At 48.3% G+C, this 25255-nt stretch carries 32 protein-coding genes and 1 pseudogene; 9 read left to right on the top strand and 24 right to left on the bottom strand.

The window, feature by feature from the left end; genetic code table 11:
• Positions 1-79 precede the first annotated feature (79 nt).
• On the top strand, positions 80-376 hold the full coding sequence (locus H6797_04310) for a helix-turn-helix transcriptional regulator (GenBank protein USN96270.1): 297 nt from the start codon (positions 80-82) through the stop codon (positions 374-376).
• A 263-nt stretch (positions 377-639) separates the two neighbouring features.
• Here the strand turns inward: H6797_04310 and H6797_04305 are convergent, their stop codons facing one another.
• Positions 640-1158, bottom strand: a complete 519-nt coding sequence (locus tag H6797_04305; protein USN96269.1) for a prepilin-type N-terminal cleavage/methylation domain-containing protein — start codon at positions 1156-1158, stop codon at positions 640-642.
• 61 nt (positions 1159-1219) lie between these two features.
• Here H6797_04305 and H6797_04300 point away from each other — a divergent pair, with 61 nt between their 5' ends.
• On the top strand, positions 1220-1519 hold the full coding sequence (locus tag H6797_04300) for a hypothetical protein (GenBank protein USN96268.1): 300 nt from the start codon (positions 1220-1222) through the stop codon (positions 1517-1519).
• Positions 1520-1579: 60 nt separating this feature from the next.
• Here the strand turns inward: H6797_04300 and H6797_04295 are convergent, their stop codons facing one another.
• Positions 1580-2143, bottom strand: a complete 564-nt coding sequence (locus tag H6797_04295; protein ID USN96267.1) for a hypothetical protein — start codon at positions 2141-2143, stop codon at positions 1580-1582.
• 85 nt (positions 2144-2228) lie between these two features.
• Between H6797_04295 and H6797_04290 the strand changes: the two genes are divergently transcribed.
• Together H6797_04290 and H6797_04285 are read left to right on the top strand one after the other, a co-directional pair.
• Positions 2229-3017, top strand: coding sequence for an inositol monophosphatase (locus tag H6797_04290; GenBank protein ID USN96266.1), 789 nt, complete (start codon positions 2229-2231; stop codon positions 3015-3017).
• A 56-nt stretch (positions 3018-3073) separates the two neighbouring features.
• Positions 3074-3298 (top strand): hypothetical protein, encoded by a 225-nt coding sequence (locus H6797_04285; protein ID USN96265.1) that lies wholly within the window; start codon positions 3074-3076, stop codon positions 3296-3298.
• A 1-nt stretch (position 3299) separates the two neighbouring features.
• Here H6797_04285 and H6797_04280 read toward each other — a convergent pair whose 3' ends face one another.
• A complete protein-coding gene (locus tag H6797_04280) occupies positions 3300-3524 on the bottom strand; it encodes a DUF167 domain-containing protein (protein USN96264.1) in 225 nt (74 codons plus the stop codon).
• A gap of 148 nt (positions 3525-3672) precedes the next feature.
• Positions 3673-4419 carry a hypothetical protein gene (locus tag H6797_04275; protein ID USN96263.1) on the bottom strand — a complete coding sequence of 249 codons (747 nt, stop codon included), beginning with the start codon at positions 4417-4419 and terminating at the stop codon, positions 3673-3675.
• Between the two features lie 138 nt (positions 4420-4557).
• On the opposite strand from H6797_04275, the gene H6797_04270 reads away from it, so the two are divergent.
• Positions 4558-4851, top strand: coding sequence for a hypothetical protein (locus tag H6797_04270; protein USN96262.1), 294 nt, complete (start codon positions 4558-4560; stop codon positions 4849-4851).
• Positions 4852-4855: 4 nt separating this feature from the next.
• Here the strand turns inward: H6797_04270 and H6797_04265 are convergent, their stop codons facing one another.
• The 5 genes from H6797_04265 to H6797_04245 all read right to left on the bottom strand — a co-directional run bounded on the left by H6797_04265 (position 4856) and on the right by H6797_04245 (position 10543).
• The gene (locus H6797_04265; protein ID USN96261.1) at positions 4856-5113 is read right to left on the bottom strand and encodes a hypothetical protein; all 258 of its coding nucleotides are present in this window, start codon (positions 5111-5113) and stop codon (positions 4856-4858) included.
• 18 nt (positions 5114-5131) lie between these two features.
• Positions 5132-5803 carry a hypothetical protein gene (locus H6797_04260; protein USN96260.1) on the bottom strand — a complete coding sequence of 224 codons (672 nt, stop codon included), beginning with the start codon at positions 5801-5803 and terminating at the stop codon, positions 5132-5134.
• A gap of 73 nt (positions 5804-5876) precedes the next feature.
• A complete protein-coding gene (locus H6797_04255) occupies positions 5877-7430 on the bottom strand; it encodes a SpoVR family protein (GenBank protein USN96259.1) in 1554 nt (517 codons plus the stop codon).
• The gene (locus H6797_04250) at positions 7430-8551 is read right to left on the bottom strand and encodes a DUF444 family protein (protein USN97109.1); all 1122 of its coding nucleotides are present in this window, start codon (positions 8549-8551) and stop codon (positions 7430-7432) included. The genes H6797_04255 and H6797_04250 overlap by 1 nt, the downstream gene beginning before the upstream one ends.
• 60 nt (positions 8552-8611) lie before the next feature.
• On the bottom strand, positions 8612-10543 hold the full coding sequence (locus H6797_04245; protein ID USN96258.1) for a protein prkA: 1932 nt from the start codon (positions 10541-10543) through the stop codon (positions 8612-8614).
• Between the two features lie 234 nt (positions 10544-10777).
• Here H6797_04245 and H6797_04240 point away from each other — a divergent pair, with 234 nt between their 5' ends.
• Positions 10778-11050, top strand: coding sequence for a hypothetical protein (locus tag H6797_04240; GenBank protein ID USN96257.1), 273 nt, complete (start codon positions 10778-10780; stop codon positions 11048-11050).
• 20 nt (positions 11051-11070) lie between these two features.
• Entirely contained in the window at positions 11071-11334 is a 264-nt protein-coding gene (locus tag H6797_04235; protein ID USN96256.1) for a hypothetical protein, read from the top strand.
• Between the two features lie 67 nt (positions 11335-11401).
• Here H6797_04235 and H6797_04230 read toward each other — a convergent pair whose 3' ends face one another.
• From H6797_04230 to H6797_04200, 7 genes and pseudogenes are all read right to left on the bottom strand, one after another.
• On the bottom strand, positions 11402-11614 hold the full coding sequence (locus H6797_04230) for a PspC domain-containing protein (protein ID USN96255.1): 213 nt from the start codon (positions 11612-11614) through the stop codon (positions 11402-11404).
• An 89-nt stretch (positions 11615-11703) separates the two neighbouring features.
• Positions 11704-12036 carry a hypothetical protein gene (locus H6797_04225; GenBank protein ID USN96254.1) on the bottom strand — a complete coding sequence of 111 codons (333 nt, stop codon included), beginning with the start codon at positions 12034-12036 and terminating at the stop codon, positions 11704-11706.
• A 154-nt stretch (positions 12037-12190) separates the two neighbouring features.
• Positions 12191-14065: pseudogene (locus H6797_04220) on the bottom strand (glycosyltransferase).
• 51 nt (positions 14066-14116) lie between these two features.
• On the bottom strand, positions 14117-14707 hold the full coding sequence (locus H6797_04215; protein USN96253.1) for a transposase: 591 nt from the start codon (positions 14705-14707) through the stop codon (positions 14117-14119).
• Positions 14708-14825: 118 nt separating this feature from the next.
• A complete protein-coding gene (locus H6797_04210) occupies positions 14826-16814 on the bottom strand; it encodes a DUF2075 domain-containing protein (GenBank protein ID USN96252.1) in 1989 nt (662 codons plus the stop codon).
• Between the two features lie 55 nt (positions 16815-16869).
• Entirely contained in the window at positions 16870-17283 is a 414-nt protein-coding gene (locus tag H6797_04205) for a DUF2075 domain-containing protein (protein ID USN96251.1), read from the bottom strand.
• A 208-nt stretch (positions 17284-17491) separates the two neighbouring features.
• Positions 17492-17956, bottom strand: a complete 465-nt coding sequence (locus H6797_04200; protein USN96250.1) for a hypothetical protein — start codon at positions 17954-17956, stop codon at positions 17492-17494.
• A 91-nt stretch (positions 17957-18047) separates the two neighbouring features.
• On the opposite strand from H6797_04200, the gene H6797_04195 reads away from it, so the two are divergent.
• Entirely contained in the window at positions 18048-18824 is a 777-nt protein-coding gene (locus tag H6797_04195; protein ID USN96249.1) for a hypothetical protein, read from the top strand.
• 13 nt (positions 18825-18837) lie between these two features.
• On the opposite strand, the gene H6797_04190 is transcribed toward H6797_04195, so the two are convergent.
• The 7 genes from H6797_04190 to H6797_04160 all read right to left on the bottom strand — a co-directional run bounded on the left by H6797_04190 (position 18838) and on the right by H6797_04160 (position 23652).
• Positions 18838-19083 (bottom strand): hypothetical protein, encoded by a 246-nt coding sequence (locus H6797_04190; GenBank protein USN96248.1) that lies wholly within the window; start codon positions 19081-19083, stop codon positions 18838-18840.
• Positions 19084-19679: 596 nt separating this feature from the next.
• Positions 19680-20453 (bottom strand): 1-acyl-sn-glycerol-3-phosphate acyltransferase, encoded by a 774-nt coding sequence (locus tag H6797_04185; protein ID USN96247.1) that lies wholly within the window; start codon positions 20451-20453, stop codon positions 19680-19682.
• 166 nt (positions 20454-20619) lie between these two features.
• Positions 20620-21192 (bottom strand): isoprenylcysteine carboxylmethyltransferase family protein, encoded by a 573-nt coding sequence (locus H6797_04180; protein ID USN96246.1) that lies wholly within the window; start codon positions 21190-21192, stop codon positions 20620-20622.
• 170 nt (positions 21193-21362) lie between these two features.
• Positions 21363-21833 carry a hypothetical protein gene (locus H6797_04175; GenBank protein USN96245.1) on the bottom strand — a complete coding sequence of 157 codons (471 nt, stop codon included), beginning with the start codon at positions 21831-21833 and terminating at the stop codon, positions 21363-21365.
• A gap of 20 nt (positions 21834-21853) precedes the next feature.
• The gene (locus tag H6797_04170; GenBank protein ID USN96244.1) at positions 21854-22450 is read right to left on the bottom strand and encodes a sigma-70 family RNA polymerase sigma factor; all 597 of its coding nucleotides are present in this window, start codon (positions 22448-22450) and stop codon (positions 21854-21856) included.
• Positions 22451-22506: 56 nt separating this feature from the next.
• On the bottom strand, positions 22507-23157 hold the full coding sequence (locus H6797_04165; protein USN96243.1) for a hypothetical protein: 651 nt from the start codon (positions 23155-23157) through the stop codon (positions 22507-22509).
• Between the two features lie 6 nt (positions 23158-23163).
• Positions 23164-23652, bottom strand: coding sequence for a hypothetical protein (locus tag H6797_04160; protein USN96242.1), 489 nt, complete (start codon positions 23650-23652; stop codon positions 23164-23166).
• An 80-nt stretch (positions 23653-23732) separates the two neighbouring features.
• Here H6797_04160 and H6797_04155 point away from each other — a divergent pair, with 80 nt between their 5' ends.
• The gene (locus H6797_04155) at positions 23733-24581 is read left to right on the top strand and encodes a hypothetical protein (GenBank protein ID USN96241.1); all 849 of its coding nucleotides are present in this window, start codon (positions 23733-23735) and stop codon (positions 24579-24581) included.
• Between the two features lies 1 nt (position 24582).
• On the opposite strand, the gene H6797_04150 is transcribed toward H6797_04155, so the two are convergent.
• Complete coding sequence (locus H6797_04150; protein ID USN96240.1) at positions 24583-25236, bottom strand: hypothetical protein; 654 nt, start codon at positions 25234-25236, stop codon at positions 24583-24585.
• Positions 25237-25255 lie beyond the last annotated feature (19 nt).

Below are 25255 nucleotides of genomic sequence, written 5' to 3'. Positions count from 1 at the left end.
TAGATAATTAGGAGTTGGTTGCGTGACCTCTGTATACGTTAGGTTGCACAGTCTTAGGCAAGTTCGTCTGGACCACGGCATGACACTCACTAAGCTCGCAAAGCTTTCGAACGTCTCGAAATCCACCATTTCACGCATTGAACATGGCGGGTATGGACAGGGTGTGTCTTATAACGTGGCACACGCACTTTGCAGGGCTCTCGGTACTGAAATCAACGAGATTTTCTGGCCGAATGGTTTATCGCACCTTGGTAGGCCACTGGGTAGCAAAGACTTGAGCGTTCGATCTCTGCATTCCGATGAGCAGCGCTCACCGTATTGCCCAACCTGCTTCGTCACTCTGCCCCCTACGGGCCAATGCGACTTCTGTTTCTAGATCAAGCCCTCGAGAGCTCGAAAGAGTTTTCTCGGGGGCTCTTTTACTCCTATGCGCATGCTATACTATGATTAGTAATCAAAGGGGCAAATATGTCAAAAGGTCAAAACAAACGCAAAGAAGTCAAAAAACCGAAACAACCTAAAGTAGCGGTATAAAAATCGGGGCACTCGCCCCAATTTTTATATTGATTTTGCAGGCCACATGGTGTTACTGCATGGTTAATTTGAGTCTATTTGCATAGTATTTAAATCAAAATGAACTTAACTTTCGCAGTTTAGACAGTAACCTGGATAGTTGTCTGGTTGCGATGGATGGGCACGACATTTTCCTGTAATGCACCAATAAGCGCTACTGTCGATATTGAACCCGCTTGCCCAAGGTTCATTAGGGAATTTACATGCGCTAAGTGGCCCGCCCATTGGACAAAATCGAATACTCATTTGTACTACTTCATTGCCGTCAGATCCCGTGAAGGTGTCGTAATCGTATATACTTCCTGGCCACGGTGCGTTTGGCCAATTAGTCGAAGATCCGTCTATGTAGGGTGTGATTTCGGCCGGGATTCCCCTGCTGACATCGTTGGGGTAACGACCGTTTACTGCTTGAAATATTTGTACGGCTTTTGTGAGTGCGGACATTTCTGATTGAGAACGACTATCGTATGCTCTTTGCGTGATACCGTTGTACAGTGCGATGACAATTGCCGCCAAAATACCGATAATGAAAATAACTATTAAAAGTTCAACGATTGTGAAGCCGTGCCCACTCCTTTTATTCATATGTTTGAGTATGGCAGTGGAATATATTTTTTACAAGCTCGAATAGATGTATACTGAGTTTATGATACAAAAACAATCGAAAAAGTATTGGTTCAAACGCAAACGCTACGGCTGGGGCTGGACTCCGGTCACCCTGCAGGGTTGGCTAATTATTGCTGCACTGTTTGCAGTGGTTATCACGGCGGGGATTACCGTTCTACCGCCCAAGCCCGAACAGCCCACGGCTAGTCAGCTGGTACTGTTTATCGGCATAGTTGTCGCCGACATTGTAGCGGTTATGCTGATTACCAGTGCCAAAGGCCCTGCTCCGCGCTGGCGCTGGGGTAAAAAACCCGGAGACAATCCAGACGAGGATTTTTAACCAACAACTTCAGTCGGATGAGTCCGAACACACCCGCATCGAAACTATCGGTGCGGGTTTTTACTTTTTGAGTCTCATTAAATTAAACGCATTTTTGGCAAGCTGCGCGGTACAGTTGTGGCAATAATCATCTTGTTCGATTTCGATTTTGGTCATGGAGTGCATCACGCAGTTCGGGCGATTGCAGTGACAGTCACCGTCAAAGTATTTGCCTTTTCGCGGCACTCCTATGAAATGCCCTACTTCGTGTTTGGTCGAGTTTTTGAGTGAGTACGTACGCTCAGCGTCTATGACAGCAAATGGTTTGTCTAGCCCTACCCACGCATTGCCTACCGTTATGTTTCCTGTGTTTGGCGGTTGCCCTAGCATAGTCGGCAACACAAGCGGACGGCTTGAAAGTATAATGCCAAAATCAGTTTGAATTTTGTGTAGCGGCACATCTTTTGTGTACACAGCGTCGACACCTGGCTCGCTCAGTTGCAGCACATTTCCACGTTCAACGATTTCTATATGTTTTGTGATTTGTCGTATTTCTTCCAGGGCCGTCACGGCAAGGTCAACTTGGACATCGGGCGTTTCACTGTCCCGGAATATCTCTATGCTGAGATTGCGGTTATAGTGCATGTAAGTGAATGATAGCACTTATAAGTATGCAGTCAATTTTTACACCGTAAACCTTACTTGATTACCGCTCTGCTATAGTAGAGCCATGATTATATCGCCAGAAGTAATCCGTGAGTCTCAACAGCTCGTCATCGACGTGTTTAAGAGCTTTCGAGATGAACTTATGGAATCGTACGGCAAGATCAAGCACTCATCTAAACAAGACGGTTCTCCGGTTACCAAACTCGACGTCAAGATCGAGCAGGCGCTCAAAACAAAACTAGCAGACGCCTACCCTGACTTTGGTTTTCATGGCGAAGAGACCGACGACGTCGAAGGCACTATAGACGCGACGTGGTTCGTTGACCCTATCGACGGTACGCGAAGTTTTATGCACGGACTGCCCGACTGTAGCAACATGGCGGGCTTGGTGGTAGACGGTGTCACGGTAGCGAGCGTCATATATCATTTCGCAACCGACGAGCTTTATACGGCCATCCGCGGGCTGGGCGCTTATCGCAACGGTGAAAGTATACATATAAATAATACTGTGTTAGACGATTCGATCGTATTTGCGGGTGCAGTGGCATACAAGGATGTTTATCCTGTGCTGAGTTATTCGGGGCTCGGTATGTATGCGCCTATCGGTGCTTCGGGATACGAGTTTACTCGTTTGGCTCAGGGCAACATACAGGGTGTCACCAAACTGCGTAGTGGATCAATGCTACACGACGACATACCGGGGGTGTTGTTGGTTCAAGAAGCCGGTGGCGAAATCGTATCGTTTGAAGGTAGGGACTACGACTACAAAACCCTCGAATTTGTCGCTGCTACGCCAAACGTAGCAAAGGTTGTCCGCGAGCAGTACGATGCCATCAAAAAAGTGATTACTTAAAGTCACTCACCTCTTTATAAATTGCTAAAAACATGCATTTGTTGTATAATCAATCTATGAATTATGAATCATACAACGACAATCGTGAGAGCATATCAGCGCGCATAAAAAAGGCTGCACGAACTGTGCTTAGCATCATGGGCGACGGATTTGAACAAGCCAGTTTCGGCGAGGCGGATTTGCGCCGCATTGCTACTGCAAATTCTCGCGACAGTTATGTAGATTACGAAGTTGGGCATACTAAAATCCCCGACACTCTACCAGACGACTGGAACGAATAGTCTATTCTGGGATTTCAAATACCTTTATCTTACTGGTTGCACCACGCACCAATATGACCTTAGTTTTCGGTATATCAAAAAATTTTGCTAGCATTTCTGCTACAGCACGATTTGCTTTGCCTTCAATCGCTGGCTCGCGCACGTATACTAAATATCCACCCAGTAGATCTGGCTGAACTAGCGGTCCTTTTTTGCTGCCTGGTTTTACTGTGACTGTGATTTTCATAGTTGCGACAATACCTTTTATTGCACCGTAGATTAACGATATCGTGCTGACATTTGATTCACCTCTACCTTCATATAAAGACAGGGGTAAATGCCGGAGCTACGCTGATGCGCAGCTCCGGCTAGTTATTTCCCATTAGACCCAGCTCTTACATAGGCCTGCCTATTTTGAGTTCGGGCGGTACAAACCGCGACAGATGCTTCGCTGCAGGAGAAAGAACCACGACGAGTAGTCCAAATCCAACAATCAAAAGCAGCCCGAGGCCACTAGCTTTGATGAACGCAGTCGGTTCGAAGCGGAATTCCTCAACTGCGGGGACAGAAGTTACCGGTGGATAGTAGATGCCGTCAACTTCCGAATAGTACTGCGAATTTCTGATATAGAATTCCGCATTCATCAGTACTTGCGCCAAACCACTTGTCACGTAGTCAAGATTGCCTGGCTGGCCGTTCAAATTTGCCAACTCAATCAACACGGTGGAGCGGATTTCTTTTTCGTAGGTAGACATCGCCAAGGCGAAATCTTTGCCGTAGTACAATGCAAGTCCGCCTGAATCAACGCCATATGCTGCTACGAGTACATTGTCGGCTGCACGGTTGCCCGACGCAGATCTCCAATTCGAGCATTGTTGTAGACCCGCCTGCCAAAACTGCCCTGCGCCTCCACCTGGGAGGTTTTGGTACGCCTGGATATAAATATCGGCTGTCGGTGAAACTGCACGGAGGCTGTCGATCTTTTTCTGGATAAAAGCCGTGTCGACACCTCCCGAGGTTGTCGCGTCTAGAACGTGAGCATTGCAATTGATCGGCAATGTATCAGCATGAGCACCAGTGGCGCCCATCAGTGCAGCGCCAAACGATAGCGTAGCTGCCATAAGCAACCGCATGATTCGCATCGCATCATCTCTTTCTGGGGTGGGATTTTAAATATCACCGGTATTTGACCGGTTGTATAGTTATACCATTTTTTATTAATATTTGGTAGTTACCCGCGTTAGACAAATCTGAATTTCCATGTAAAATCGAGAACAGCTATGTCCGAAACCTGCAAAAACTGCCCTATTGCCTCAAATGACGTCGACGCTCCCCTGCTTTGCGCTGCGGTTGCTCGCATGGTCGACATCGAAGATCCTGTGGGTGGTCGGTATTCATACTCCAAATCAGCTATGACGCCAGAAGAAATCGTGGAAGACGCGCGCGACAAAACCTACGAAGATGCGCTAGAAGAACTTGGCTTTTCGCCACAAAAAATCGCCCAAGTGCAAAAATGCGCTCGCAAGATTTTGTGGAACGAATGCGATTTTCATCGTAGCGCCGAAAACTTGTAAGACTTTATATACTGCTTCTTGGTGTTGTGTCGTACTGTTTTGTGTAGCGTGTGCCGTCGGGCCCTATACATTGCTCGGGAAATGTTTCCAGAACTGGTCGGCCAGAAGCTGCGCAGTCTTCAAAGCTGTTTATGTCGTTTTTTACGATGGTTTGTCGGAGTATGCTAAACCCAATCAACAGTGCCAAGATTGCTACCAATATTAGCAGCGCTATTGCTAAGCGACTTTGCATAAAATTTTTACGCATTCGGTTTGCTGTCATGTGTGCATTATAGCAGTGTTACAGGTGACCGGCGCGTGCCATTGCGGCAAAAACCAGACTATTCGCGACCTCTTTGCCTCGCTTTGCGTCCAAAAGGACTTGGGTATTGTATGCAAAGAGCGACTCGCATGTCTGACACAGGCGCTTTTTGAGGTACGTCGGTCGAGTCTCGCCTATAGTGCGATGCTCTTCGCCGTTCTCGTTGCTCACGTATACGGTTCTTTCAAGCGCTCTTGTAAGGCTCTTGTGCATCATACATTCTTCGTCGGTGCAGTGGCCGTTGCCGTCGTGTTTTTCACCGTGGTTAACCATGTTGAACAAATGCCCTACCTCGTGGTCTGTCACGACTTCAAGATTATAATTGTCGTGGGTAGATATTATTGACGCGCGAAGTCCGAGTGGCTTACCGTCTGGGAATGAATACGTGAAACCCTTGGTTCTTTCGTCCTCTTCGCCGATTGGCTTGTTGGTAAGTACTAACGCAAAGTCTGCCATTTGCTTGATGCCAAGCTGGCGTGGGCGTATTCTTTCGCTGTCTGAGTCTGGAAACTCAATCAAGTGATCAGTATCTATGATATCTATCTCGCCAGTATGTTCGCGCATACTTTCGAGACTGGCCATTACAGGGTCAATAGAGATGTCTGTGGCACTGACATCCTTACAAATTTCAAACGAAAATGAATTTGCCATCGATAAACCTCGTTTAGAATAATTATTATAGCATAAATACTATAAAATAGCAATAACGCAAAAGGCTTGAAGGCTATTTGGTGTGCTTTTTGACTTTTTTACCGTCGTACGTATATATAAGCACTTTGTTGCCAGCTGCCTCGCGCGTTTCGATGTGCACCGGGCGTCGCCATAGAGCGTGTATGTAAGGTAGGGTCTTTTCGACGTATTGCGGATCGAGCGATCGCCCGTCAAATTCGTGTTTGAGGTATAGTTCGCCAGCACGGCTATGATCACCGTTTATCACGTCTATCCGCGGTGTACCGTTGTTGTCCATAGACTTTGTCAGCATGTCGCGTATACGCAACCAGCCGTCATCGGCAACTACCATTTCGGGCTGATGATACGGCGAGAGCCGACGTTCTTCGTATATATACATCTCGGTGCGATCAGCAATGATCTTGTTGAAGTAATTGCGTATAAACGATTGATCATCGTTGTACATCATGGCTTCGCGCAGGTGCGGCATAGCCGGACTATCTTTGAGTGGACCATCGTAGCGTGGGTATGTCGGTACACCCTCTTTTTGTAGCTGCGCAGTCTCTTCATCGGTTAGCGTGCCGTTGTAGTAATCTTCGATGTATTCATAAATCTTCATGCCCAAATAGTACGGGTTAATTGATCGTGGGTTTGGTCCTACTACGCCCGAGTGTAGCTTCCACCACGCTTCGTTTTCGGCGTCAGTTATGAGTCCGCGATCGCCCATTTCACGCATGATTCGTTTGTGCCAGTAGGCGGCCCAGCCCTCGTTCATGATCTTGGTGCGGCGCTGCGGATAAAAATACAGTGACTCGCTACGTACGATATCGACGACGTCGCGCTGCCAATCTTCCAGGTATGGTGCGTGGTTGCGTATAAACCCTAGCAAATCTTGGTCGGGCGCTGGCGGTATCATCATGGCAAGTGCTTGGCGTCCGAGGTTTTGCTCCACACTACCCGATCGTGGTAGCAGGTCGTCAAACTCACTATCACCTTCGCGGGCTGGTTTAGCGTTTTTGGCTGCTTGCGCGCGCCATTGCTTTAGCTCTTCGTTGCGGTCGAGTCGGTGGATATGATACGGGTCGATGTGCTGTTCGATAGCCAGTGCTGCGTCGAGTGTTTGCTCTACTGCCATGCGTCCTTCATGATCTTCGTACGACTGAATCCGCATAGCGCTACGTGCGGCGGCTTCGGGCATGTCGCGGCGTGTGTTGGCAAATGTTGCGTTGTTTTTGAAAAAGTCAGTGTGTCCCAGCACGTGGGCCATGACGAATTTGTTGTCGATTGGCGGATTGTTTTCAAGCAAAAACGCCTGCGACGGATTGCTGTTGATGACAAGTTCGTAAATCTTCGACAGACCGTAGTCGTACTGCGTTTTCATCTGCCTGTACGCGCGGCCATAGGTCCAGTGTGAAAACCGCCCCGGTATGCCGTACGCACCGATCTGGTACACGACACTAGCTGGCGCTACTTCAAAATTCGTCGGAAACGGATCAAGGTGATTTTCGAGCGCAATATCCCATATATGTTCGAGCGCCTGCTCCAGCTCTTGGTCCTCGGCCGCGTATTCGTGGTTTGTTGCTGCTTGCGGTTGGAACTCGCCTGTCATTATGCGTTCCCCTGCTCCACGGTAAATACTTGCTTGAGTGCTTTCAGTACGTCTTCTTTTTGCTGGATCATGAGTCCCTTGAATCGGTCGTCGTGGATGCCGTCAGTGTAGGCGTCGAGTAGCTGGCTGCGGCTGGTCTTTCCTATTTGCACATAGGCGTATTGGCTGATGTCGCTGTTAAGCAGCTCTTGTACCAGATTCACGCAGTCGGGGTTGTCTGTCGACCAGTTGTCGCCGTCCGAAAAATGCAGCGGGTATACGTTGTAGCGATCGGTCTGGTAGCGGTCATTTATGAGTTCCAGTGCTTTGCGATTGGCGCTCGAGCACTTGGTGCCGCCACTCGAACCACGGGTAAAGAATTGCTCTTCGGTGACTTCGTATGCTTCGGTGTCGTGTGCTATAAATGCCACTTCGACCGACGGATATTTGGTACGCAAAAACGATACCGTCCACCAGCAAAACGCCCGGGTGACGTATTTTTCGAACTCGCCCATCGAGCCCGATATGTCGGCCATGGCTACGACTACGGCGCTGTCTTTTGGCCGCTGTTCTTCTTCCCATGTGCGCACGCGAAAATCTTCCGGTGATATGCCGTGTATTTTTGCCTCGCCTGTTTCTTTGGCGTTGCGCAACAGGTTTTGTAGTATGGTGCGCCCCATGTCTAGGTTGGTAGTTGTGCGCTTTTTTCGTACGTCGTTGTATACAATTTCAGTTTCGTTGATCGTCGGCTCGCCTTTGGGTTTCAGGTTCGGCAAGCCTAGGTCGGCAAATACCATTTCTTGAATTTCGGCGATTGTCATCTCGGCTTCGTAAAATTCTTCGCCTGCTTGGTCGCCAGCTTCAGGATCGGTACCTACTTTGTCGCCCGGTTTTGGTTTGCCCTTGCCCGAGCCCGTACCTATGCCGTCTTTTGGTTCGCCATAGCGAATGTGCGGCAGCTCGATTGAGCGCATAGGTACCTTGATTATTCTTTTGCTACGAGGGTCGGCCGTCACGATAGTGCCGTCGCTCACGACGGAGTCTAGGTTGTCGCGAATCGCTTCTTTAACTTTGTCATTGTGACGGTTTTCGTCGCGCTCTATGCGCCGATCAAACGTCCAGTCTTGGCGCGATACCGACATATTCCTTTGTTCGTGGTTTTCCATGCGCTTTCCCCTCTTTTGTTAGTGTGTCGGGTAAATCTATGAGCGGCTTAGTAGTGTGCCGACATAGCGTAGTAGCTCTGAGGCACAGTGTGGGCAGTAGCCTCGATCTTCGACAAGTGTTCGTTCCACGCCGCGGATACGATCTTGCTGTTCGTCATTTGGTACCGACGTGCTTGTGGTCAGTTTGACGACGTCTTTCATGTCTGCAAATAGCTTCTTTTCAATCGCTTCTTTTAGCCGTGGGTGCGACGTATAGTTAAACGTTTTGCCGCTGCGGAGAGTCGAGCCTATGCGAATCAACAGTTCGTTGCGGAATTCTTTTTTACCGCTTTCGCTCACGCCGATCTGCTCTTCGATGCTGCGCATTAGTCTTTCGTCTGGTTCGGATTCTTCATCGGTAATGTGGTCTACGATTTTTGACTGAGTCGAAAACGCTTCGATGTTTGCCAGGTAGTTGTCGCAAAGTGTTCGGGCGGTGTCTTCGTATGAGAATATAAACGCGCTCTGTACTTCCTTTTTGGCAGCTTCGTCAAACTCGGCTTTGACGTTCGCAATGTCGTCGAGCAGCGCGTCTTTGTCTTCCTTTTTCATGTCGCGTGTGTGCGGGTGACGATCTAAGTTTTCGCGAAGCGCGCGGATGGTGTCGATAGGAGTCAGACATTTTTTGCTGCTGCCTTGCGTGGTAAGCGCCATCGACAGTGAATCGATGATGTAACGTGGCGATATACCTGACATACCTTCGTCTGGGTGCTCGGCACGTAGCTCTTTTATGTCGCGCTGCGACAAACCGTTGGTTTCTTTGCCGTCATAAATCTTGAGTTTTTGCACCTTTGTATATTTGGCAGACGGCTTGAGTCTGGACAATACGGCAAATGTTGCTGCGGTCTGTAGTGTGTGCGGGTTGATGTGAACCGACGCTGCACGTACCTGCTCGCTGTCGCCAATTAGCTTTTCGTGGATCTTCGCTTCGTCCGAAACGCGTAGCGAGTACGGCACTGGTATGACGACGATTCGATCGCGGAGAGCTTCGTTTTTAGGATCGCTGACGTAGCGTTTGTATTCTGTCAGGTTGGTATGAGCTAATATCACTTCGTCGGCCGAGATGTTTGAAAATCGCGGGCTTTTGATTACGCGGTCTTGCGCTAGGTCGAGCAGTGAGTACAGGAATCGCTCGTCGCTCTTGAGCATTTCTACGAATTCCATGACGCCACGGTTGGCGACGTTAAGCTCGCCGTCAAAACGGTACGCATTTGGGTCGGAAGCAGATCCAAGCTCGCCGATCTTCGAGTAGTCCACGCTACCGACAAGTTCGGTAATGTCTTGTGACTTCGGGTCAGACGGTTTGAACGTGCCGATTCCCACGCGGTCTTTTTCGGAAAGTATCAGGCGTTCTACGCGAACATCTTTCAGGTTGTCTGCGGTCACGTGTTCTCGTCCGTATTTGTCGGCGCACTGAGGGCATAAGTCGCCTTCTATATGTACGCCGTATTCTTCACCGAGCATCGGGCGCATGTCGTGTGGTATCAGGTGTAGCGGATCTTCGAACATTGGGCAGCCTTTGATCGCGTACAGCGCACCTTCGTCGGTCTTGCTGTACTCTTCTATGCCGCGCTTTGTTCCGTTGACAAGCGTTGACTTACCGCTGCCCGGAGGGCCTACAAGCAAGATGATTCGTTTGCCTAGTTCCAAACCTTCAGCGCCTGCTTTCAGGATTTCGATGTAACGACTAGTTGCTTCTTCGGCTCCAAACAGCGCGTTGCGTCCGGTGGTAAAGAAGTCCTCACGAGAAGTCAGGGCTTTATATACAGTCTGATGCGCAGTTCTAGATATAGCAGGATTTTCGACAACCATGTCGACGTATTCCCCGAATGACCCCTCCCACCGTAAACGTTCCAGATCTCCTTTGTGCTGGTCGATCTTTGCGAACAGATTATGTTTGGCGTTATTCGTTTCGATACGTTCTGCCATATGTCTCCTCCTTGAGTATTGCTAGCAATTGTACGCTTATACTTTCCCCTTGAGTATTGCTAGCAATTGTACGCCTCATGCACCAAATATTGCAACTATTAATTTTGTTAAATGTAATCTCAGCAGTAAATAAAGCGCAAGGGCTGCTAGTTATTTGAATTTTTAGTGAAAATGTGATAAAAATATACCATTGGCATGCGTTCGTATGCTAACGTTCTGAAACAAGGAGCAAAGATGAGTTTGTGGGAAGCAGTCCTCAGGGCTGGTCTGACAACCGTGGTAATCATGGTGATCGTAAGCGTATATGAGCGTAAGCTCATGTGGTTTCCGGTCGTTCCGGGTGTCGTGTCGTTTTTCGCAGGATACCTGACAAACGACGCTACGGTCGGCGCGTTGACTTTCCTCACCGTGTACGTAGTGCTGGCCTTGCGTCATCCCATGAGGGAACGGCAGCTAGAGCACGACGAGGAGTTGCTGGAAGCCCGGCATCACTATGTCGACGAGTGAGATTGGACACGTTTCTGATCATGACACAAAATCCTAAAAAGCGGCCGCCCTTTGCATGGCAAGGCTGGCTCAACGTCGTGATGATTGTCGCGGCTTCTGCCGGGATTGCCTATGCGGCTACACTGCCACCTGATGCATCGCAATCATACGGCGACAGACTGACTGTGTTTTTCGGTGCAGTGGCGCTATACGCGCTAGCCATCGTTGTGATTGCGTTGACAAAAGGCGCAGTACCACGCTTGAGTCGAGACAATCGGCCCAGCACTGACGACGAAGATCTTTGAACCTCGTACCTTTCCTACTACAAAGCCGCGCGGCTTATACTGCGCGGCTTTTTTCTATCTTGGTTAATTATTGCTTTTTTTGTCTTGGGTTTTCGGGCACTATGATCCATAGCACAAGGTATGGAACGAGGCCTGGTAGTCCGCCCGGGAAAAGCAGAAGAATTGCGATGACGCGGACGATTACAGGGTCGATATTGAAATACTCGGCTATGCCGCCACACACACCCGCAATCATGCGATCCTTGCGCGAACGGTAGAGTCGTTTTGGTTCTTTGGTCATATTTATATTATAGCAAGTGTTTGAGCAAAGTTCTTGAGCGTCGAGCTATGTATTTTGGCGTAGCTCATTATGGTTGCGCCATGCGCCTTCTACGGGCGCCAGCCAAGTGCGTATGCCACGGCAAAGAAAATAACGGTCAGTAGGATCCCAGGTATTATCACGTACATAAATGATTTTTGTATGGCAGTGCCGATGGTCGGAAGCGGTGGCGCGCTGGCATATTCTGGGTCTTTCTTGTCGCTTTGCGAGCGAACGTTTACGGCTATTGTGGCGCCTACAAGTGTGAAAAACGCAAAAAGTCCAAACTTTGTAACTACGTCTATAACAAACTGGTTGGTAGGATCAAGTTGCCACAATGCCAGGGCTAAACCAAATGCTATCCAGCTAATCCGAATAATTTTTCTAGCGACTTGTTTTTGCATATAGCTATGGTAGCAGAAACGGCTACTCGATTTCGATTACACTAGTACCGATTCTTTGACGTATCTATCAGGAAAACCGTTCACTAGAACTTATTATTTTCAATGAAAAGGGGGCTTGTATAGTTTTTGCTATACAAGCCCCCGTTCTCGGGTGTTATCCCTCGAACTGTAGTGATGCGCTATTTAGACGTTCCAGCTTGTTCCATTTGGCCGATGTTCCTCTGAGTATTCGCATGAGGGATGCATACAACAAGTATGCCCTCAGTGGCTCATAAATCAGTCTGTAGATCGGTACGACAAACAGATGCCAAGCTCGCTCGCGAGCCACTGCTATTGCAATGGTCGAAGTGGCCATATGGAGCGCCATCACAAATGACGCAAACAACACGATACTTAACCAGTTACCGCTCATCAAACTTGTAGCGGCAGCCAAGACCATTAGCGGTAGGAATGCCAATGGTATCAGCAACGAAAGGAGTGAATACGGTAGCGCTACCATGCCGAGCAAGCCGTACTTTGGACGTAGCATCATTGATTTGTGCTTCCATAGCACCTGGATGTTGCCGAATGTCCATCGCAAGCGTTGCTTTGCCAAAGTCCGGATTGATTCCGGAGCTTCAGTGTAGGCTACTGCTTCGTTGTCTTGGAGTATCCTGTACCCATGCTTGTGTAGCGTGAGTGTTGCGTCGGCGTCCTCGGCCAACGTGTCTTCGGATAATCCACCGATTTGCTCTAGTGCGTGCCGGTTCCAAGCCGAACATGCACCAGGTACAATGGCGATTGCGCCAATTGCATCCTCGGCTAGTCGGGTGACGCAGATGCCAGAAATGTATTCCAGGCTCTGCCATGCGGTTATGATGTTTCGGCGGTTGCCGACCTTGATATGGCCTGCGACCGCCCCCACAGGTGTGAAATCCTTTTGGTGGCTATTTCTCACGAAATGGCGCACCATCAGGCGAATCGTCTGTGGCATAAACAACGTGTCCGCATCGAGCGTTACAATAATATTCGACTCTGGTCGCGCATTTGCTATGCCGTTATTAATCGCGGATGATTTACCGTTGTTAGGCTGGTTTATCACTCGCAATTGTGGCCATTTGCGCGCATAGTCTTCGACTATTGCTAGCGTCTCATCTTGAGAGCCGTCATTAACAACTATTACCTCAAGCTTTGACTGAGGGTAGTCGCTAGCACGCAACGCATCAAGGGTCTTTGTTATGACCTTCGCTTCGTTGTATGCCGCAATGACGGCACTTACGTAGGGCATATCCTTGTCTAGCACTCGTGTCCAGCGGAGCTTGTTGCGCTGCCGATTGTTGTAGAGTGCTAGAGTCAAGTAAAGCACCGACATGATCGTCAGGGTGCTTACTCCAAGCCAGAAAAGCCACCCCAACAATTTACCTGGCAGTACCCAGATTGCCTGAAGTATGTGCAGGGTTATTTTGTCAGGATTAAAGGATGCGTCATACGTGTGGGGTTTTAGTTCCTGTGGTAGCATGTCTGCTACCGTACTGAACGTGTATCCCATTTGTTTAGCTTCCTTGATAAGCTTTTCTAGCATATGCTCGGTTGCGGTCCTGTCTCCACCGCCATCGTGCATGAGTACTACGTAGCCCTTTCCATCGAGCTGTGGAGTCGGAACTTTTTCACCAGGTGCATACGACCAGTCTTTGCTGTCGAGGTCGTCATCAATATGGACATAGCCAAGTTGTTGAGACTGCAGCAACGCAAGTACGTTATTGTCCGGATCGCCGTATGGCATTCTGAACAATCTAGTTGAATAGTCGCCGATAGCCCGAATGAGGCGATCGTTTCCTATTAACTCTTCGCGATTGCGTAAGTCGCTATGCTCGTCGAAATCGATATGGGTCAAAGTATGATTACCGATGGCATGGCCTTCGCTAATAATTCTTTTTACCAAATCTGGATTATCTACGATGTCGACGCCAGTCATAAAGAAAGTCGCCTTTACATGTTCTCGAGCCAATATGTTGAGTATACCTGGGGTATACTCTGCAGTTGGCCCGTCGTAAACTATAGGGTCTAACCCTAAACAGAGATAATAAGTACGAATTTCATATTATTGTGCTAACTGCTCGCCTATTTCTTTTAAGAGCTCTCGTCGATCCTCGTAGTCTTCGAGAAATTGTTCGTAGGCTGCCGGCTGCATATCGAGCAAGCGGTCAGGCTTTACCCAATCGGGAGGTTTTGTGCCCAGGTAGTATGGCAAGCTCGACCACTTGTAGGTTTTATACGTTTCTGGGTTGAGGTGTATATACCTCGAAATGTGTGCGAGGTACGGCTCTTCGGTGATTCTAGATGCCTTGAAAACACTTTGAAAAACGTGCCCGTGCGACTTGTATTTCAGATTGTAGTACATAGAGTAAGCAGTGGATACGGATCGCATCAACTGTGTGATAGAGGTCGGATCATGCTCTTGAAAAAGCAGCATGTGAAAATGATTCTCCATGATACAGAATGCAACAAGTTCAATGTCGTATGTCGGATAACTGGCATAATCCGGATCGTCACTGAGATATCTCCGCAAGAGGTCTAAGAATTTATGCTTGTCTTGAGCGTCCCGAAAGATCGCCATCCCGCCGGCACCGCGATTATACACATGATAATAAGCGGGCGCATCGTATTGACGGACAGTATTGCGTGACGGCATATACGCAGTATATCAAAAATCGGAGTTATTCTATCTGTTTAGGGTTAGACCCTGTATCCCCTATCTGTTTAGGGTTAGACCCTGTATCCCCAGAGAGCCGCTTACTAGATTAAACTTTTTAGTAGCCGATATCGATTTCAGACGACTGCAGCTCTGGGATCCCAAGCGATTTTAAGTAAGCGAAGGTTTCGTCATAAAAACCAGGGAGCCGTGACTCATCTGGCGGATAGTTTCCATAAGGTATAAAAATAACCATTCCTTGACGAGCCCTAGTTAAGAGTACTCTATATGCATTCTTCAAAAATACACGATTGTCTTCTTTGTGGATGTTTAGCCACTTATGACCCTTGAAATCGTGGTATGACCATCTATCATTAACTAGTCGTAAATCAGCGTCCCATCCTACTATTGTCCAGTCTAGTTCGAGACCTTGTATTTGGTATTCCGTAGCTGCAGATTCCAGGAAATATGACGAGCGTAAATCATCACTACCATCTAGAAAATAGTGTATTGGCTTTGCCTCTGATTTTACATCTATTGCAAATGGTTTTAGTCGCATAGCTTTGGATGAGGCGACTAATCCATACCTCTCGGTACCGCGCGCTTTTTTGCGTACCCATTTTTTTGCTTCCATTAGATCCCTAGTGATTACTATTGGATACTTTTCATTAAACTTTTCTAGGTAGTCTTTGGCCTGATCGTGGTTGAGGTCGAGTAGTGCTTTGACGAAACTGGACACATTTTCTGCCCTGAATGAGCGCATCGATACGCCAAGATGAAGTTCTGAAAATACCGAAACGCTTTGTGACGAATAAAGCTCTTCGTTTATTTCTTCTGGTAGTGCATATTCTTTGTCATGCAATTTGTCTGAAATCGCAATATTCCAGTTTGGAAACTTTGTGAAAATTGATTCTATCCAAGCTGAAATGCCGGATTCTCCTACGTTAATCTCCTGACCACCCCCAACTAAGCAAACAATCGTAGCCCAGTCCTTGTGTCGATCCATGTATGATATCAGATACTCTGATTCGGCAGCATCGAAATCTGGAACGCCTTTTTTGCGGCGCATGAAATTGCTTGTTTGTTCACGGTTCCAGGCCCGTTGTGCTTCGTCAAAAATAGCAACATGCTCCGAGGGTGGAGTGTCGGATCTAAGAGCCTCGTCGCGGAAGTGGTGTATATTCTGTATGAATGTTTTCGCTTTGGTGACGGCACTACCCTTTTTGACACCGGTTTGTTTTACATCATCCCGCGCAAGAGCTTCTTGCAAGACCTCAACTAATGGACCGTTACCCGATAGATAGACAGCATGATCGGTAGTATTTTGCCGTTTTTGAGTTGCGATGTTTAGGCCCACGAGTGTTTTGCCCGCGCCAGGTACGCCTGTGACAAATATAATGGTCTTTTTGTTATTAATTCGTGAATCATTAATAATATCCGAAACGCGAGATGAAGTAGACTTGATGTTTTCTGAGCCCCCTTCGCTTCGCGTGATATCCTCGACTTTTTGGTCGCGGTAAAGCGCGCGCGCTGCTTCAATTATCGTAGGTGTTGGTTCATATGGTGCATTTTCCCAATCTAGGCCATCAACTTGACCTTCGAAAGCAAAGCCGTCGATCACCCGTTTTAGGCCGTCCGGATTCACGCATATAGGTTCTGCTATATTGTCAACAGCATATTTGATGTTAAATTCGGTATCTTCCGCTTCCGTTGCGACCAAGATTGGGATAATAGTCGATTTGTGACTTCCCTTGTGAAAGTTCTTGAGTTCTAATGCGTAATCATGCACCTGATTAATATCGGATCTCATGAACTTATCGGCGCCCACTTTATATTCAATTACAAAAACGTACGGAAAATTCGGCCCAAGTAATACGGCGTCAATCCTTCGGCCCATACGAGGAATGTTGAACTCAAAAAAAATATGGCATGGGATATTCGCTGGTAAGATTTCTTGGAGATTTGATATTTCATATCGCCATGAATCGTTTTGCAGTTGTTCTACGTCAAAACCATCATTAACGCTAGATGTTGCCAGCTCGCCTATGACACTATTGATATTTTCGAGTAAGAATTCAGAAACACTATTGCGGCACCAGGCTCTCATGCACGTATTATATCATCAGTAGTGTATACTGCCCCATACGTCTACTTTGTGCGCGTCACGACCTAGAAAAATCAGCTAAGCTATTCTCCTGATTGACTCGTATCATCGAACGTAAATACGCTGCAGTCTCAGGATCTGTGCAGTATACATAGCAGCCCTTTTGCCCGCGCGTCATGAGCGTCCGGTAGGTATTTTTTATGATTGCATCGAGTTTTGCGTAGGTGCCTTCGGAGTCTTCGTTCATCATTTTTTTCCAACCCCATATAGACTTGTCGGTGGTTGCACGGTGTTCTGGGTGGGTTACGACCACGCCGTCTCTTACGATAAAGTCAGGCCCAATGATAACTCCGACATAATCAACTTCGAGTCCCTGGCAAGTGTGTATACGTGCGTGTATGTCGACACAAAGCTGTGGTCGATGATTAGTACTTCGGCGTTGGCGTAGTCGGACTTTTCCGGGTCGGCCCATACGTGTACGAGGCCTTTTGACGTGAGCTCGCCGTATAGGTAGCCGATACGTTGGCCGAGCTGCCGTGGCGATTCTGGACTATGCATGTACTCAGTGAAGTAATCGTCGCCCTCGCCTACCAGGCTGTATCGGCCAAGAAGTGTCTGGAGGTTTTGGTCGGGCGTGTGTTGTAGTGGTCGTTCTGTGTTCATGCTGTGAGCCTTGTGGGTTATGTTCGGCGTGCGTGGGTTTCAGCTACTTGGTAAAGGTCGCCTTTGCCTGCCCAACGCTGTGAATCTTTGGTCGACCAGTCGGTGCTGTCTGCAGAGGCGACTTTTCGGATAACCATGATGTCTTCTGCATTGATGGGCTTTTCACCTTTGTCGTATATGACACTCGCGAAGTTGTCGGTGATCTGGCACCACTTGAAGCTGCCCTGTTTGCCAATGATGATGAGATAGTCTGTGCCATTGTCGTCGAGGCGCTGGCGCACTTGTACTTCGAGATTGATGGGATTGTTGTTGTAGGTCGTGTCGTATGTACCTGCCAAGATTACTTCGATTGGTTCTCGTAGGTCTTTGGGCTGTCGAAAAGCGAGTTTGTCGGCATGCGCCTGAAAGAGTTCGGAGATGTCGGAACGCAACATGGTTAGTTCTGATTCGTTTTCGGAATGGTTTTCGGGGCTTTTAGACATGTGATAACAGTAATATAAATTAAGCAGAAATTAAAGTGCTTGTGCATGGCGGCGAGTTGTATTTTTTAGGTGGGTGTGTTGAGATTGACATATGAGTGAATTTGGAGCCCGCGAACGTAGCGAATACGAGAAGCAGCAAGATGCTGTGATAGCGCTGGTGGAGAGAGTTAATGATGTATTGCTTTCGCATGCACGCACGCAGAGTTTAGACGTGGTGGAATTGCACCGCTCGGAAGTCGCCAACGATGAGTCTGATGGGCAAAATGAATTGATGCGGATGTCTGCCAAGAGTCACGTGCATTGCTTGGCGGCTTTTTATAAACGACTATACCCCGACGCAACGTCTGTACGACTCGAAGACGGCGTGCACTCGGCGCTTCCGCTACACGATGCCGTCACCGGCAACAAGATGATGCTTCTGGCTACGACGTTGATACTGGCAGAGGGGCGTTCGTTACAGGCGGTTTCAGTGACAGTACGCGACGAATATGTGCTGAGCGGAAGTACTGTATATATGAATGACGATGGCAGATTTGAAACGATGAGTAGCGCGAGGTCGCGAGACGATGAGCTGATAAACGAAGCTTTGGAACTAGTAGGCGCTGGCAAAAGAGATATGGTACTGCCCCTGCTGAGTGGCGCAATGAGCCCTAATGATTTGACCGAAGGCCTGAATGCTCTCAGGAATTTTGTGGCCGAGCACTATGACCAAGCCGAGACTGAGCGGTTTATGCAAGCCATAGAAACCCGCTACCACGACAAGCGCCGCTCGGAAGCAACGGCCAAAGAACTTGGCTTGCTCGAGATGTCTGCTGACGAGATTGAAGAGCTTTTGACTACCCTTGAATCTGTCGAAGATCTGCCGTAGACGGTTGCGGAGTTTATTCGCGTTCGCGTAGTTCGTTAGTGATTTCCCGGTTGAAGTGTTCGAGGAGTTCTGGCGCTTGGCCGGGGCATGTGCCGTTTACGCAGGCGTTGAAAAGACCGCAGACGATTTTGCGTGGTTCTTGGTAGTGCTCGTCCATGTCGCTGGCGATTTCGTAAAATGTGTCGAGTTCGATCAAGTCGTGTATGACGTCACAAGTCTCTGGGTCTTTGCTGCATTTTTGGAAATTTACTTCGGTCATAATTTTATGAGGTTATTATACCCTTTTTGTACTTCGTTTTCAATTTGAGGTGTGTGGCTGCTTCAAGGTGTCGAAGAGCGCGACAGTACATTGCTATATTATGTGCTTATTGTATAATAGTCTAGTCAGATGAGCCGAGTTGCTTGTCCGAGCATCTTGGTACTGAAAAAGAGGTGGAAAATGGTTATTACTGTTATGTTGTGTGTCCTGAGCCTCGTGCTTTTGTGGGTCACTTTGAGACTCGAGGATACTACAGACTGGAAGTGGTACGCGTCTGGCCTAGCGTATGGGTTTTCGATGAGCTTTACCGTTAATCGGTTCATACTGCTTGACAGCGTCGCAGTGCAGTTCTTGCTCAACCTATTTGTTGTGGCGCTTCTGTATCTCGGTGCATCGTTTTTTGTTGGGCCACATAGGCGACTCCAAAAGCGATGATGAGTGTTACGTTGCTCGTCGAGTAGTTCCACACTAGATGTAGTCGGGAGTCATGAGTTTGCAATGCGCAAACTCATGGCCCCGACCTTTTTAATTGAAATGTATAGCTAAGCAACTTTTAGGCAGTGCTTGAATGAATGGTGTATACCAGCTGCCAGTGATTAATTAGTTCTGGTGCTACGGATTTCGTTTGCGCGGTCTACTGCGGTTTGCAGTGCTGTAGCTGTGCTAGCAATAAGTGAGTCTTCGGTGTGCTCGGTGGTGACAGGTATGGAGCGGCCTACGACCAAGACGGCTTGGCGTGGGTCGAGATTTTCGAGGCTGGTACCAAACGACATGCCGACGGGTGTCACCATGGTGCTGACTCCCCTACTCAGCGCGTTGAACGCCGTGCGAGCAAAGCCTGAGCGGACAGTTTGTACGACTGCTGGGTCGACTTTGTTGTGTGAGCCTTCGACGAACACGCCCAAATTTTGGCCGCTGGCTAGTATGATGCCGCAAGTGTCTATGAGCATGTCGTTGCTCTGGCGCACTAACTCTTCGCCGCCTTCCATTTGAGCGTGGTCTTTCATGCGGTATGTAGGTATGGCGCCCATCAGGTCGATGAAGCGACGGTATGATTTGCGAAATAACTCGTCTTTGGCCATGACGCGCGTGCGGCCGACGTCTTCGGGTACGGCTTGGTACGCAAAGGAAGATGCGACGAACTGGTCGACAGTATTTGTGAGGTGATTGAGCGCAAAGATTTGCGGAGTGTCGCTGCGGCGAAAGTCGCTGAATTCGTCGAGAGCACCTGGCTCGTAGTGAACTTCAGGATTGAAGCGGCGGTTGAGTACGCTATAGGCAAGCTTGGTTGCGCGGCGTGGCTGATAATAATTGGCATACCAGTCGTAAACTTCTTCGTAGTTTTCTAGTGTGACTTTGGGTCTAGACATGCGGGCATTATAACACCTTTTTGAAAACTTGTCGGGAATATGCCGAAGTGTAAAATGACACGCAAAGACGATGGAGTGTTTTGTTTTATTATCTTGAGGAACTCAGTATTGATTAATAGTAGGCATGGAAAAACCCCGGGTCGGTGATGACCCGGGGCGATTAGCTCTACCAGATGAACGGTATGAGCATCTTGGTTTTGGCTCGATAGGCCGGATAGGCCTTGGGGAATTCGCGCGCCAGCATGTGTTCTTCGGTCAGTGCACTACTGACGAAGTAACTGCCGAACACTACGAGGATGATAGCGATGTACCAGCCGATTGACATGACCGTGCCGACTAAAGCTAGTAGCAGGCCGGAATAAATCGGGTGGCGAACGTAATGGTAGGGACCCGACGTAACAAGGTCGCGATCTTCCACGGTTGCCTTCGGCATACTCCAGTTACGGCCGATGTGCACCCTTGCCCATACGGCGAACCCGAGTCCGAGTATGACCATGGTCGTTCCGACGACACGTACTGCCATGTTGTGTGTCAGAGTTGCTCCGGAATCGAAGTGGCCCAGGCGCATGACGATGAGCGCCGTGGCAATTATGACGATGCGTATCATCATGTTTTTTGATACTTTGTGCGTGGAACGTTTGGCGCTGAACATTAGTACGATCCAAGATAGCCAAAAAACGATCCAGATTCCTGCGACAAGCGTATACATGAACGGATGGTCAACTGTTTGCTCGTGCATATTCTCCTCCAAGAGATGCGTACCCTGCAATATAATGCACTAATGAGTAAGAATTTGCAAGCGCTAGCGTATAGAGTGCTTTAGCGCTCTGCACGCGGTTGAAGTGAGCGGTGGTTTGGAGTGTTTTCTGCAGGGTGTGCGTATGCCCTAGGCGGATGAGTGACTGAGGCTTATTTGATTAGTGGAGTGGCGTCAGCTGGCCATGACAGGGTTTGGTCAAGTGATATCATTTTGCTGTCTTTTAGCTGCTGTAGATTTTCGAGCTGGCTTATGGCTAGGTCGAGGTCTTCGTCGTTAAAACAGCGCGCGGCTATACGCATGCCGTTCATTTCTTCGCCTACTTTTCGTACGTGCAGCGTAAAGCCGTCGTCGGTTTTTTGCTCACGCAATACTGCGTTGATGACGCGGATGTCGTTGCCTGCCCGAAACGTTTGGGCTATGTAGAGCTGGGCTTGCGAGTCGGTGATGACGACGTCGTTAAGGGCGTCGATAAAATGCTTAGTGAAGCCCGACTGGTCGAGTTCTTGGCGGAAATAAATTCGAATGGCGCTCAGTAGTTCGGCCGAGGCTTCTTTGTCGCCTTGAAACTTGTCGTACGGCTGTATGTTGTTACTTGGTGATTTGTCGACAAATTCTGACATATGATCTTTCTTGAAGTCTACTATTTGCCAAGCGCGGCACGGATTTCTTCGTCTTCTGCGAGTAATTTACAAGCGCGAAAAAGACTTGCCTGGACTGTGCCCATGGGGATTTCGAGATCTTCACTGATCTCTCTACATTTGTCGTTGTCTAAAACGCGTTTAGTGAAAATTTCATACCAGTTTGGGGATTTAGGGGAAATAACTTGGTAGACTCGGTCCATGATTTCGTCTAGCTCGATATCTTTGAAATCTTCTAACGCATGGGCGTCAGGTAGGTTGTAATGTTCGAGTATATCGGCGTCTCTAGATACTTTGTCTAGTGGTCTGAGTTTAGATTTACGTAGTTCGCTGTTTGCCGTGTTGCGCAATATGCGGCATAGCCAAGTATAACGAGAGTAACCCATGTCAACATATGAGTCATAATGTTCATATGCCTTTATGAATGCTTCTTGCGCTGTGGCCTCTGGGTCTCGTACTCTAAAACTTTTTGCCAACAGAGTTAACTTTGTGTAGTAGTTCGCATACAATTCTTCAAACGAAATATCCGCCGGTTTGGTAGTCTCCGTATCGGTCGTGGGCGCCATGTTTATGGATGGATCCGTGTCGAACTGATTCATTTGCGCTATACTACAATAAAATATGTTAATTGTAAATAGTCGAGGCCTAGAGTGCCCTACTCGATGGTGTTTGGGTATGGGAAGGGACGAGTTGTTTGAACTAAATTGTCTGACAGATTTTGTAGCGCCCGACCGAGCATACTAGCGTTGCGAATCCTTTTTTTGGAAAGTTTATAAAAGCGTTCGTCGAGCTGTTCGCTGCATTCGCCGCAAAAATCGACAAGATGAGGTCTGGTAATGGGCTGCATGATGCACGCGGGGTGGTTGCAGTGATCTACTTTGTCGAAATATGTACCGCTGTCTTTGATGCGAAGTACATGTGCGACTTCGTGAGTGACGACTCTGTCGGCGCTGTCCCACGCGAAGCGTGCGTCTACTATGACGAAAGGTCTACGAAGGCGCCGATATAACGTCGTGCCTATAACGCCGAAATTTTCGGGTGGCGTGTCGCCAGGTTTGTCGACGATGCGCCTATCTGTCATGACGATGTTTATGTGGTTGAGCGTTTCAAGCCAATTGACGGTGTTTGTCGGGACTGATTTTTCGCCTGATGGCGTCAGCCTGACGAATTTGTTGGTTTCGGCAATTTCAATATTTTTGTATTTTTCGCGTAGATTGTCGATTGCTACGACCGCTCCCCCGATGTTTGTTTCCGGGGTTTCGATGTCTCGATAGATTCCGACGCGTAGTTTGTTGTTTGACTGCATGTGTTGCTACTTCGTTGTTTGTTTAAGATAGTTGATGAGTCCGCGCAAGGCGCGCTGCTCAATACTGCCGATGCGCTCGTTGTTTGCGAATATCTGGTTACCAATTTTGACGTCAATGATGGCTTCGATTGCTTGGGTGTAGTTGCGATCGATCCAAATTGTGTACTTGCTTTTGACATCATTGCCGAAAGTGTCCCAGTGGTTCGTGGTGATTACGAGTGAGCCTGGTTCGTGCGCGCCTTTGTAAAACGGATTGTGGCCGTTGATGGTGATATTGACTGAATTTGGTGCGTCTATCGCGTAGCTTTCGAGTAGTGGGCCGACTTGCTCTAGCTCCTCGACTGTAAGCTCGACGACGGAGTGGCGGTCGGAAATTTTTTCATAGATAGATGGTATGTTACGCTGTGCAAATAGTTCGTCTACGCCGTCAAAGATCTCTACTGCGAACTGCTCGTAGTCGGTAAAGTTGTCGGGAGTTTTTGGCTCCGATTCCATGCGCAAATTATACAGTTTTGTTTAAACATTACAACGCCTGTCGGTATTTGTTGCCATAAATGTGTGGTATATATAAACCCATGACAAACCACGAATCTTCGCAACCGGAATCGTCGCAAAACAATGAACGGGCGTCACTTGCCGTTGAAGTCATTGAGATTGTGCAGGATTTGCTGATAGACGAAGGCGAAGAAGACGACCAAAGATCGGACATCTGGCGCGCAACTTGGGAGCAGCTTCAGATGTTTTCGGACTCACAAGATGAAAGCGATCGACAGTTTGCATACAACCAGATCCATGCATTGTATTCGGATTCTCTGGAGCGGCTGTACCCACAATTGAAATCAGTGAAAACGGCTGAAGAAATGATGATTGAACTGGCTATGATTGGTGATGTGCCTGCGTGCGACGGCTGGTTTGCTATGTCACAATACAGGTCTGAAAATGGTAGCAGCCGCGGGGTTTCATTTACGGTGCTGCAGCTAGGTAAAGCCGGCATGGCTATGGTTGCTAGCGTGATGGATATCGAAGACGGCCTGGCGAAGGCGTACAATGTGGCGCTTGGTATTGATAACAAAATGTGGGGCGGCGTGAGCGTTGCGGTCGAGCAAGATGATGACGATGAAGATGAATTGCTGCGCAAAATTCATCCAGGCCAAGTGAGTAATTTGGTACGCATATTGCACGGGAACATACCGGAATATGAGTTAGATATGAAATTGGCCGAAGTTCGGATTATGTCTGAAAAAATGTTGAGCGAAGCCGAGCTGGACGAGTTAGAATTATATGCGCGCGGACGATACTATGCTGCAATTGATTGCAGGCACGACGGCGCACCTAGCGGAATATATGACCTGACGCTGGACGACTTATATAAAGTGCGCGGTATGCTGGTGGAGCGCATGCGACAGTTAGAAAACGACTTTTAAACTATTTTCGCTTTGGTCTAAAGGCGCGAAATGCAGCCCAAAACGAGCCAAGACCAACGGCTCCGAGCGCCGTGTAAAATTTACGATTTACGCTGCGGATGTTGCGTCCGCTTTCGGCTAGGTTGCGGTATTTTTGTAGCAGTATGGCGCGTGAATGGTCTTCTAGTCGAGCGCGATAAAGTTCTAGGGCGGCTTCTTGGCTGAGCACAAATTCGTCGTTGCTGTGTATGATTGTTTTGCCTTCTGGGTCGGCAAATGGCATGACTATGTCGTGAAAATATTCGTCCGATGACGGCTGTAGCTTTTCGGTCGTGTACCACTGGCTCACGTGCGTCAATCGGCGCTGTTCTTCGGCGCGAAAGAGATTATGCAAAGTGTCGACGGCACTTTCTTCTATGGGGCTGTCGGCCGCTACCTGCCGAGCCGCATGCTCAAATGCCTGGGTGTAGCCATCTTGGAGGTGTGCTAGTTTAACGTCGGCTTCGGCCTGCGTACGCCCTCCTTCCCCGTAGTGTACTAAATGTAATTGATGGTTCCAGCGATCGAATGCCTCGTGCCAGTCGCCGATACTTTTAGCCACAGGATCGCTGTAACGGTCAAAGTCGAGCCCGGCTAGGACAAGCTGTTCTTTGTCACTGAATTCACCTCGTTTCATAGGTTCATTTAACAACATT

Source organism: Candidatus Nomurabacteria bacterium (assembly GCA_023898645.1).
Classification (GTDB): domain Bacteria; phylum Patescibacteriota; class Saccharimonadia; order Saccharimonadales; family Saccharimonadaceae; genus UBA2112.
Note: the sequence above shows the minus strand (reverse complement) of the source record. Positions and strands in the feature narration are given on the sequence as shown.

What these genes read in the sequence shown, in the direction of transcription:
- H6797_04310 (USN96270.1), top strand. Translation starts at nt 80, where the DNA reads ATGACACTCACTAAGCTCGCAAAGCTTTCGAACGTCTCGAAATCCACC.
- H6797_04305 (USN96269.1), bottom strand. Translation starts at nt 1,158, where the DNA reads ATGAATAAAAGGAGTGGGCACGGCTTCACAATCGTTGAACTTTTAATA.
- H6797_04300 (USN96268.1), top strand. Translation starts at nt 1,220, where the DNA reads ATGATACAAAAACAATCGAAAAAGTATTGGTTCAAACGCAAACGCTAC.
- H6797_04295 (USN96267.1), bottom strand. Translation starts at nt 2,143, where the DNA reads ATGCACTATAACCGCAATCTCAGCATAGAGATATTCCGGGACAGTGAA.
- H6797_04290 (USN96266.1), top strand. Translation starts at nt 2,229, where the DNA reads ATGATTATATCGCCAGAAGTAATCCGTGAGTCTCAACAGCTCGTCATC.
- H6797_04285 (USN96265.1), top strand. Translation starts at nt 3,074, where the DNA reads ATGAATTATGAATCATACAACGACAATCGTGAGAGCATATCAGCGCGC.
- H6797_04280 (USN96264.1), bottom strand. Translation starts at nt 3,524, where the DNA reads ATGAAAATCACAGTCACAGTAAAACCAGGCAGCAAAAAAGGACCGCTA.
- H6797_04275 (USN96263.1), bottom strand. Translation starts at nt 4,419, where the DNA reads ATGCGAATCATGCGGTTGCTTATGGCAGCTACGCTATCGTTTGGCGCT.
- H6797_04270 (USN96262.1), top strand. Translation starts at nt 4,558, where the DNA reads ATGTCCGAAACCTGCAAAAACTGCCCTATTGCCTCAAATGACGTCGAC.
- H6797_04265 (USN96261.1), bottom strand. Translation starts at nt 5,113, where the DNA reads ATGACAGCAAACCGAATGCGTAAAAATTTTATGCAAAGTCGCTTAGCA.
- H6797_04260 (USN96260.1), bottom strand. Translation starts at nt 5,803, where the DNA reads ATGGCAAATTCATTTTCGTTTGAAATTTGTAAGGATGTCAGTGCCACA.
- H6797_04255 (USN96259.1), bottom strand. Translation starts at nt 7,430, where the DNA reads ATGACAGGCGAGTTCCAACCGCAAGCAGCAACAAACCACGAATACGCG.
- H6797_04250 (USN97109.1), bottom strand. Translation starts at nt 8,551, where the DNA reads ATGTCGGTATCGCGCCAAGACTGGACGTTTGATCGGCGCATAGAGCGC.
- H6797_04245 (USN96258.1), bottom strand. Translation starts at nt 10,543, where the DNA reads ATGGCAGAACGTATCGAAACGAATAACGCCAAACATAATCTGTTCGCA.
- H6797_04240 (USN96257.1), top strand. Translation starts at nt 10,778, where the DNA reads ATGAGTTTGTGGGAAGCAGTCCTCAGGGCTGGTCTGACAACCGTGGTA.
- H6797_04235 (USN96256.1), top strand. Translation starts at nt 11,071, where the DNA reads ATGACACAAAATCCTAAAAAGCGGCCGCCCTTTGCATGGCAAGGCTGG.
- H6797_04230 (USN96255.1), bottom strand. Translation starts at nt 11,614, where the DNA reads ATGACCAAAGAACCAAAACGACTCTACCGTTCGCGCAAGGATCGCATG.
- H6797_04225 (USN96254.1), bottom strand. Translation starts at nt 12,036, where the DNA reads ATGCAAAAACAAGTCGCTAGAAAAATTATTCGGATTAGCTGGATAGCA.
- H6797_04215 (USN96253.1), bottom strand. Translation starts at nt 14,707, where the DNA reads ATGCCGTCACGCAATACTGTCCGTCAATACGATGCGCCCGCTTATTAT.
- H6797_04210 (USN96252.1), bottom strand. Translation starts at nt 16,814, where the DNA reads ATGAGAGCCTGGTGCCGCAATAGTGTTTCTGAATTCTTACTCGAAAAT.
- H6797_04205 (USN96251.1), bottom strand. Translation starts at nt 17,283, where the DNA reads ATGGGCCGACCCGGAAAAGTCCGACTACGCCAACGCCGAAGTACTAAT.
- H6797_04200 (USN96250.1), bottom strand. Translation starts at nt 17,956, where the DNA reads ATGTCTAAAAGCCCCGAAAACCATTCCGAAAACGAATCAGAACTAACC.
- H6797_04195 (USN96249.1), top strand. Translation starts at nt 18,048, where the DNA reads ATGAGTGAATTTGGAGCCCGCGAACGTAGCGAATACGAGAAGCAGCAA.
- H6797_04190 (USN96248.1), bottom strand. Translation starts at nt 19,083, where the DNA reads ATGACCGAAGTAAATTTCCAAAAATGCAGCAAAGACCCAGAGACTTGT.
- H6797_04185 (USN96247.1), bottom strand. Translation starts at nt 20,453, where the DNA reads ATGTCTAGACCCAAAGTCACACTAGAAAACTACGAAGAAGTTTACGAC.
- H6797_04180 (USN96246.1), bottom strand. Translation starts at nt 21,192, where the DNA reads ATGCACGAGCAAACAGTTGACCATCCGTTCATGTATACGCTTGTCGCA.
- H6797_04175 (USN96245.1), bottom strand. Translation starts at nt 21,833, where the DNA reads ATGTCAGAATTTGTCGACAAATCACCAAGTAACAACATACAGCCGTAC.
- H6797_04170 (USN96244.1), bottom strand. Translation starts at nt 22,450, where the DNA reads ATGAATCAGTTCGACACGGATCCATCCATAAACATGGCGCCCACGACC.
- H6797_04165 (USN96243.1), bottom strand. Translation starts at nt 23,157, where the DNA reads ATGCAGTCAAACAACAAACTACGCGTCGGAATCTATCGAGACATCGAA.
- H6797_04160 (USN96242.1), bottom strand. Translation starts at nt 23,652, where the DNA reads ATGGAATCGGAGCCAAAAACTCCCGACAACTTTACCGACTACGAGCAG.
- H6797_04155 (USN96241.1), top strand. Translation starts at nt 23,733, where the DNA reads ATGACAAACCACGAATCTTCGCAACCGGAATCGTCGCAAAACAATGAA.
- H6797_04150 (USN96240.1), bottom strand. Translation starts at nt 25,236, where the DNA reads ATGAAACGAGGTGAATTCAGTGACAAAGAACAGCTTGTCCTAGCCGGG.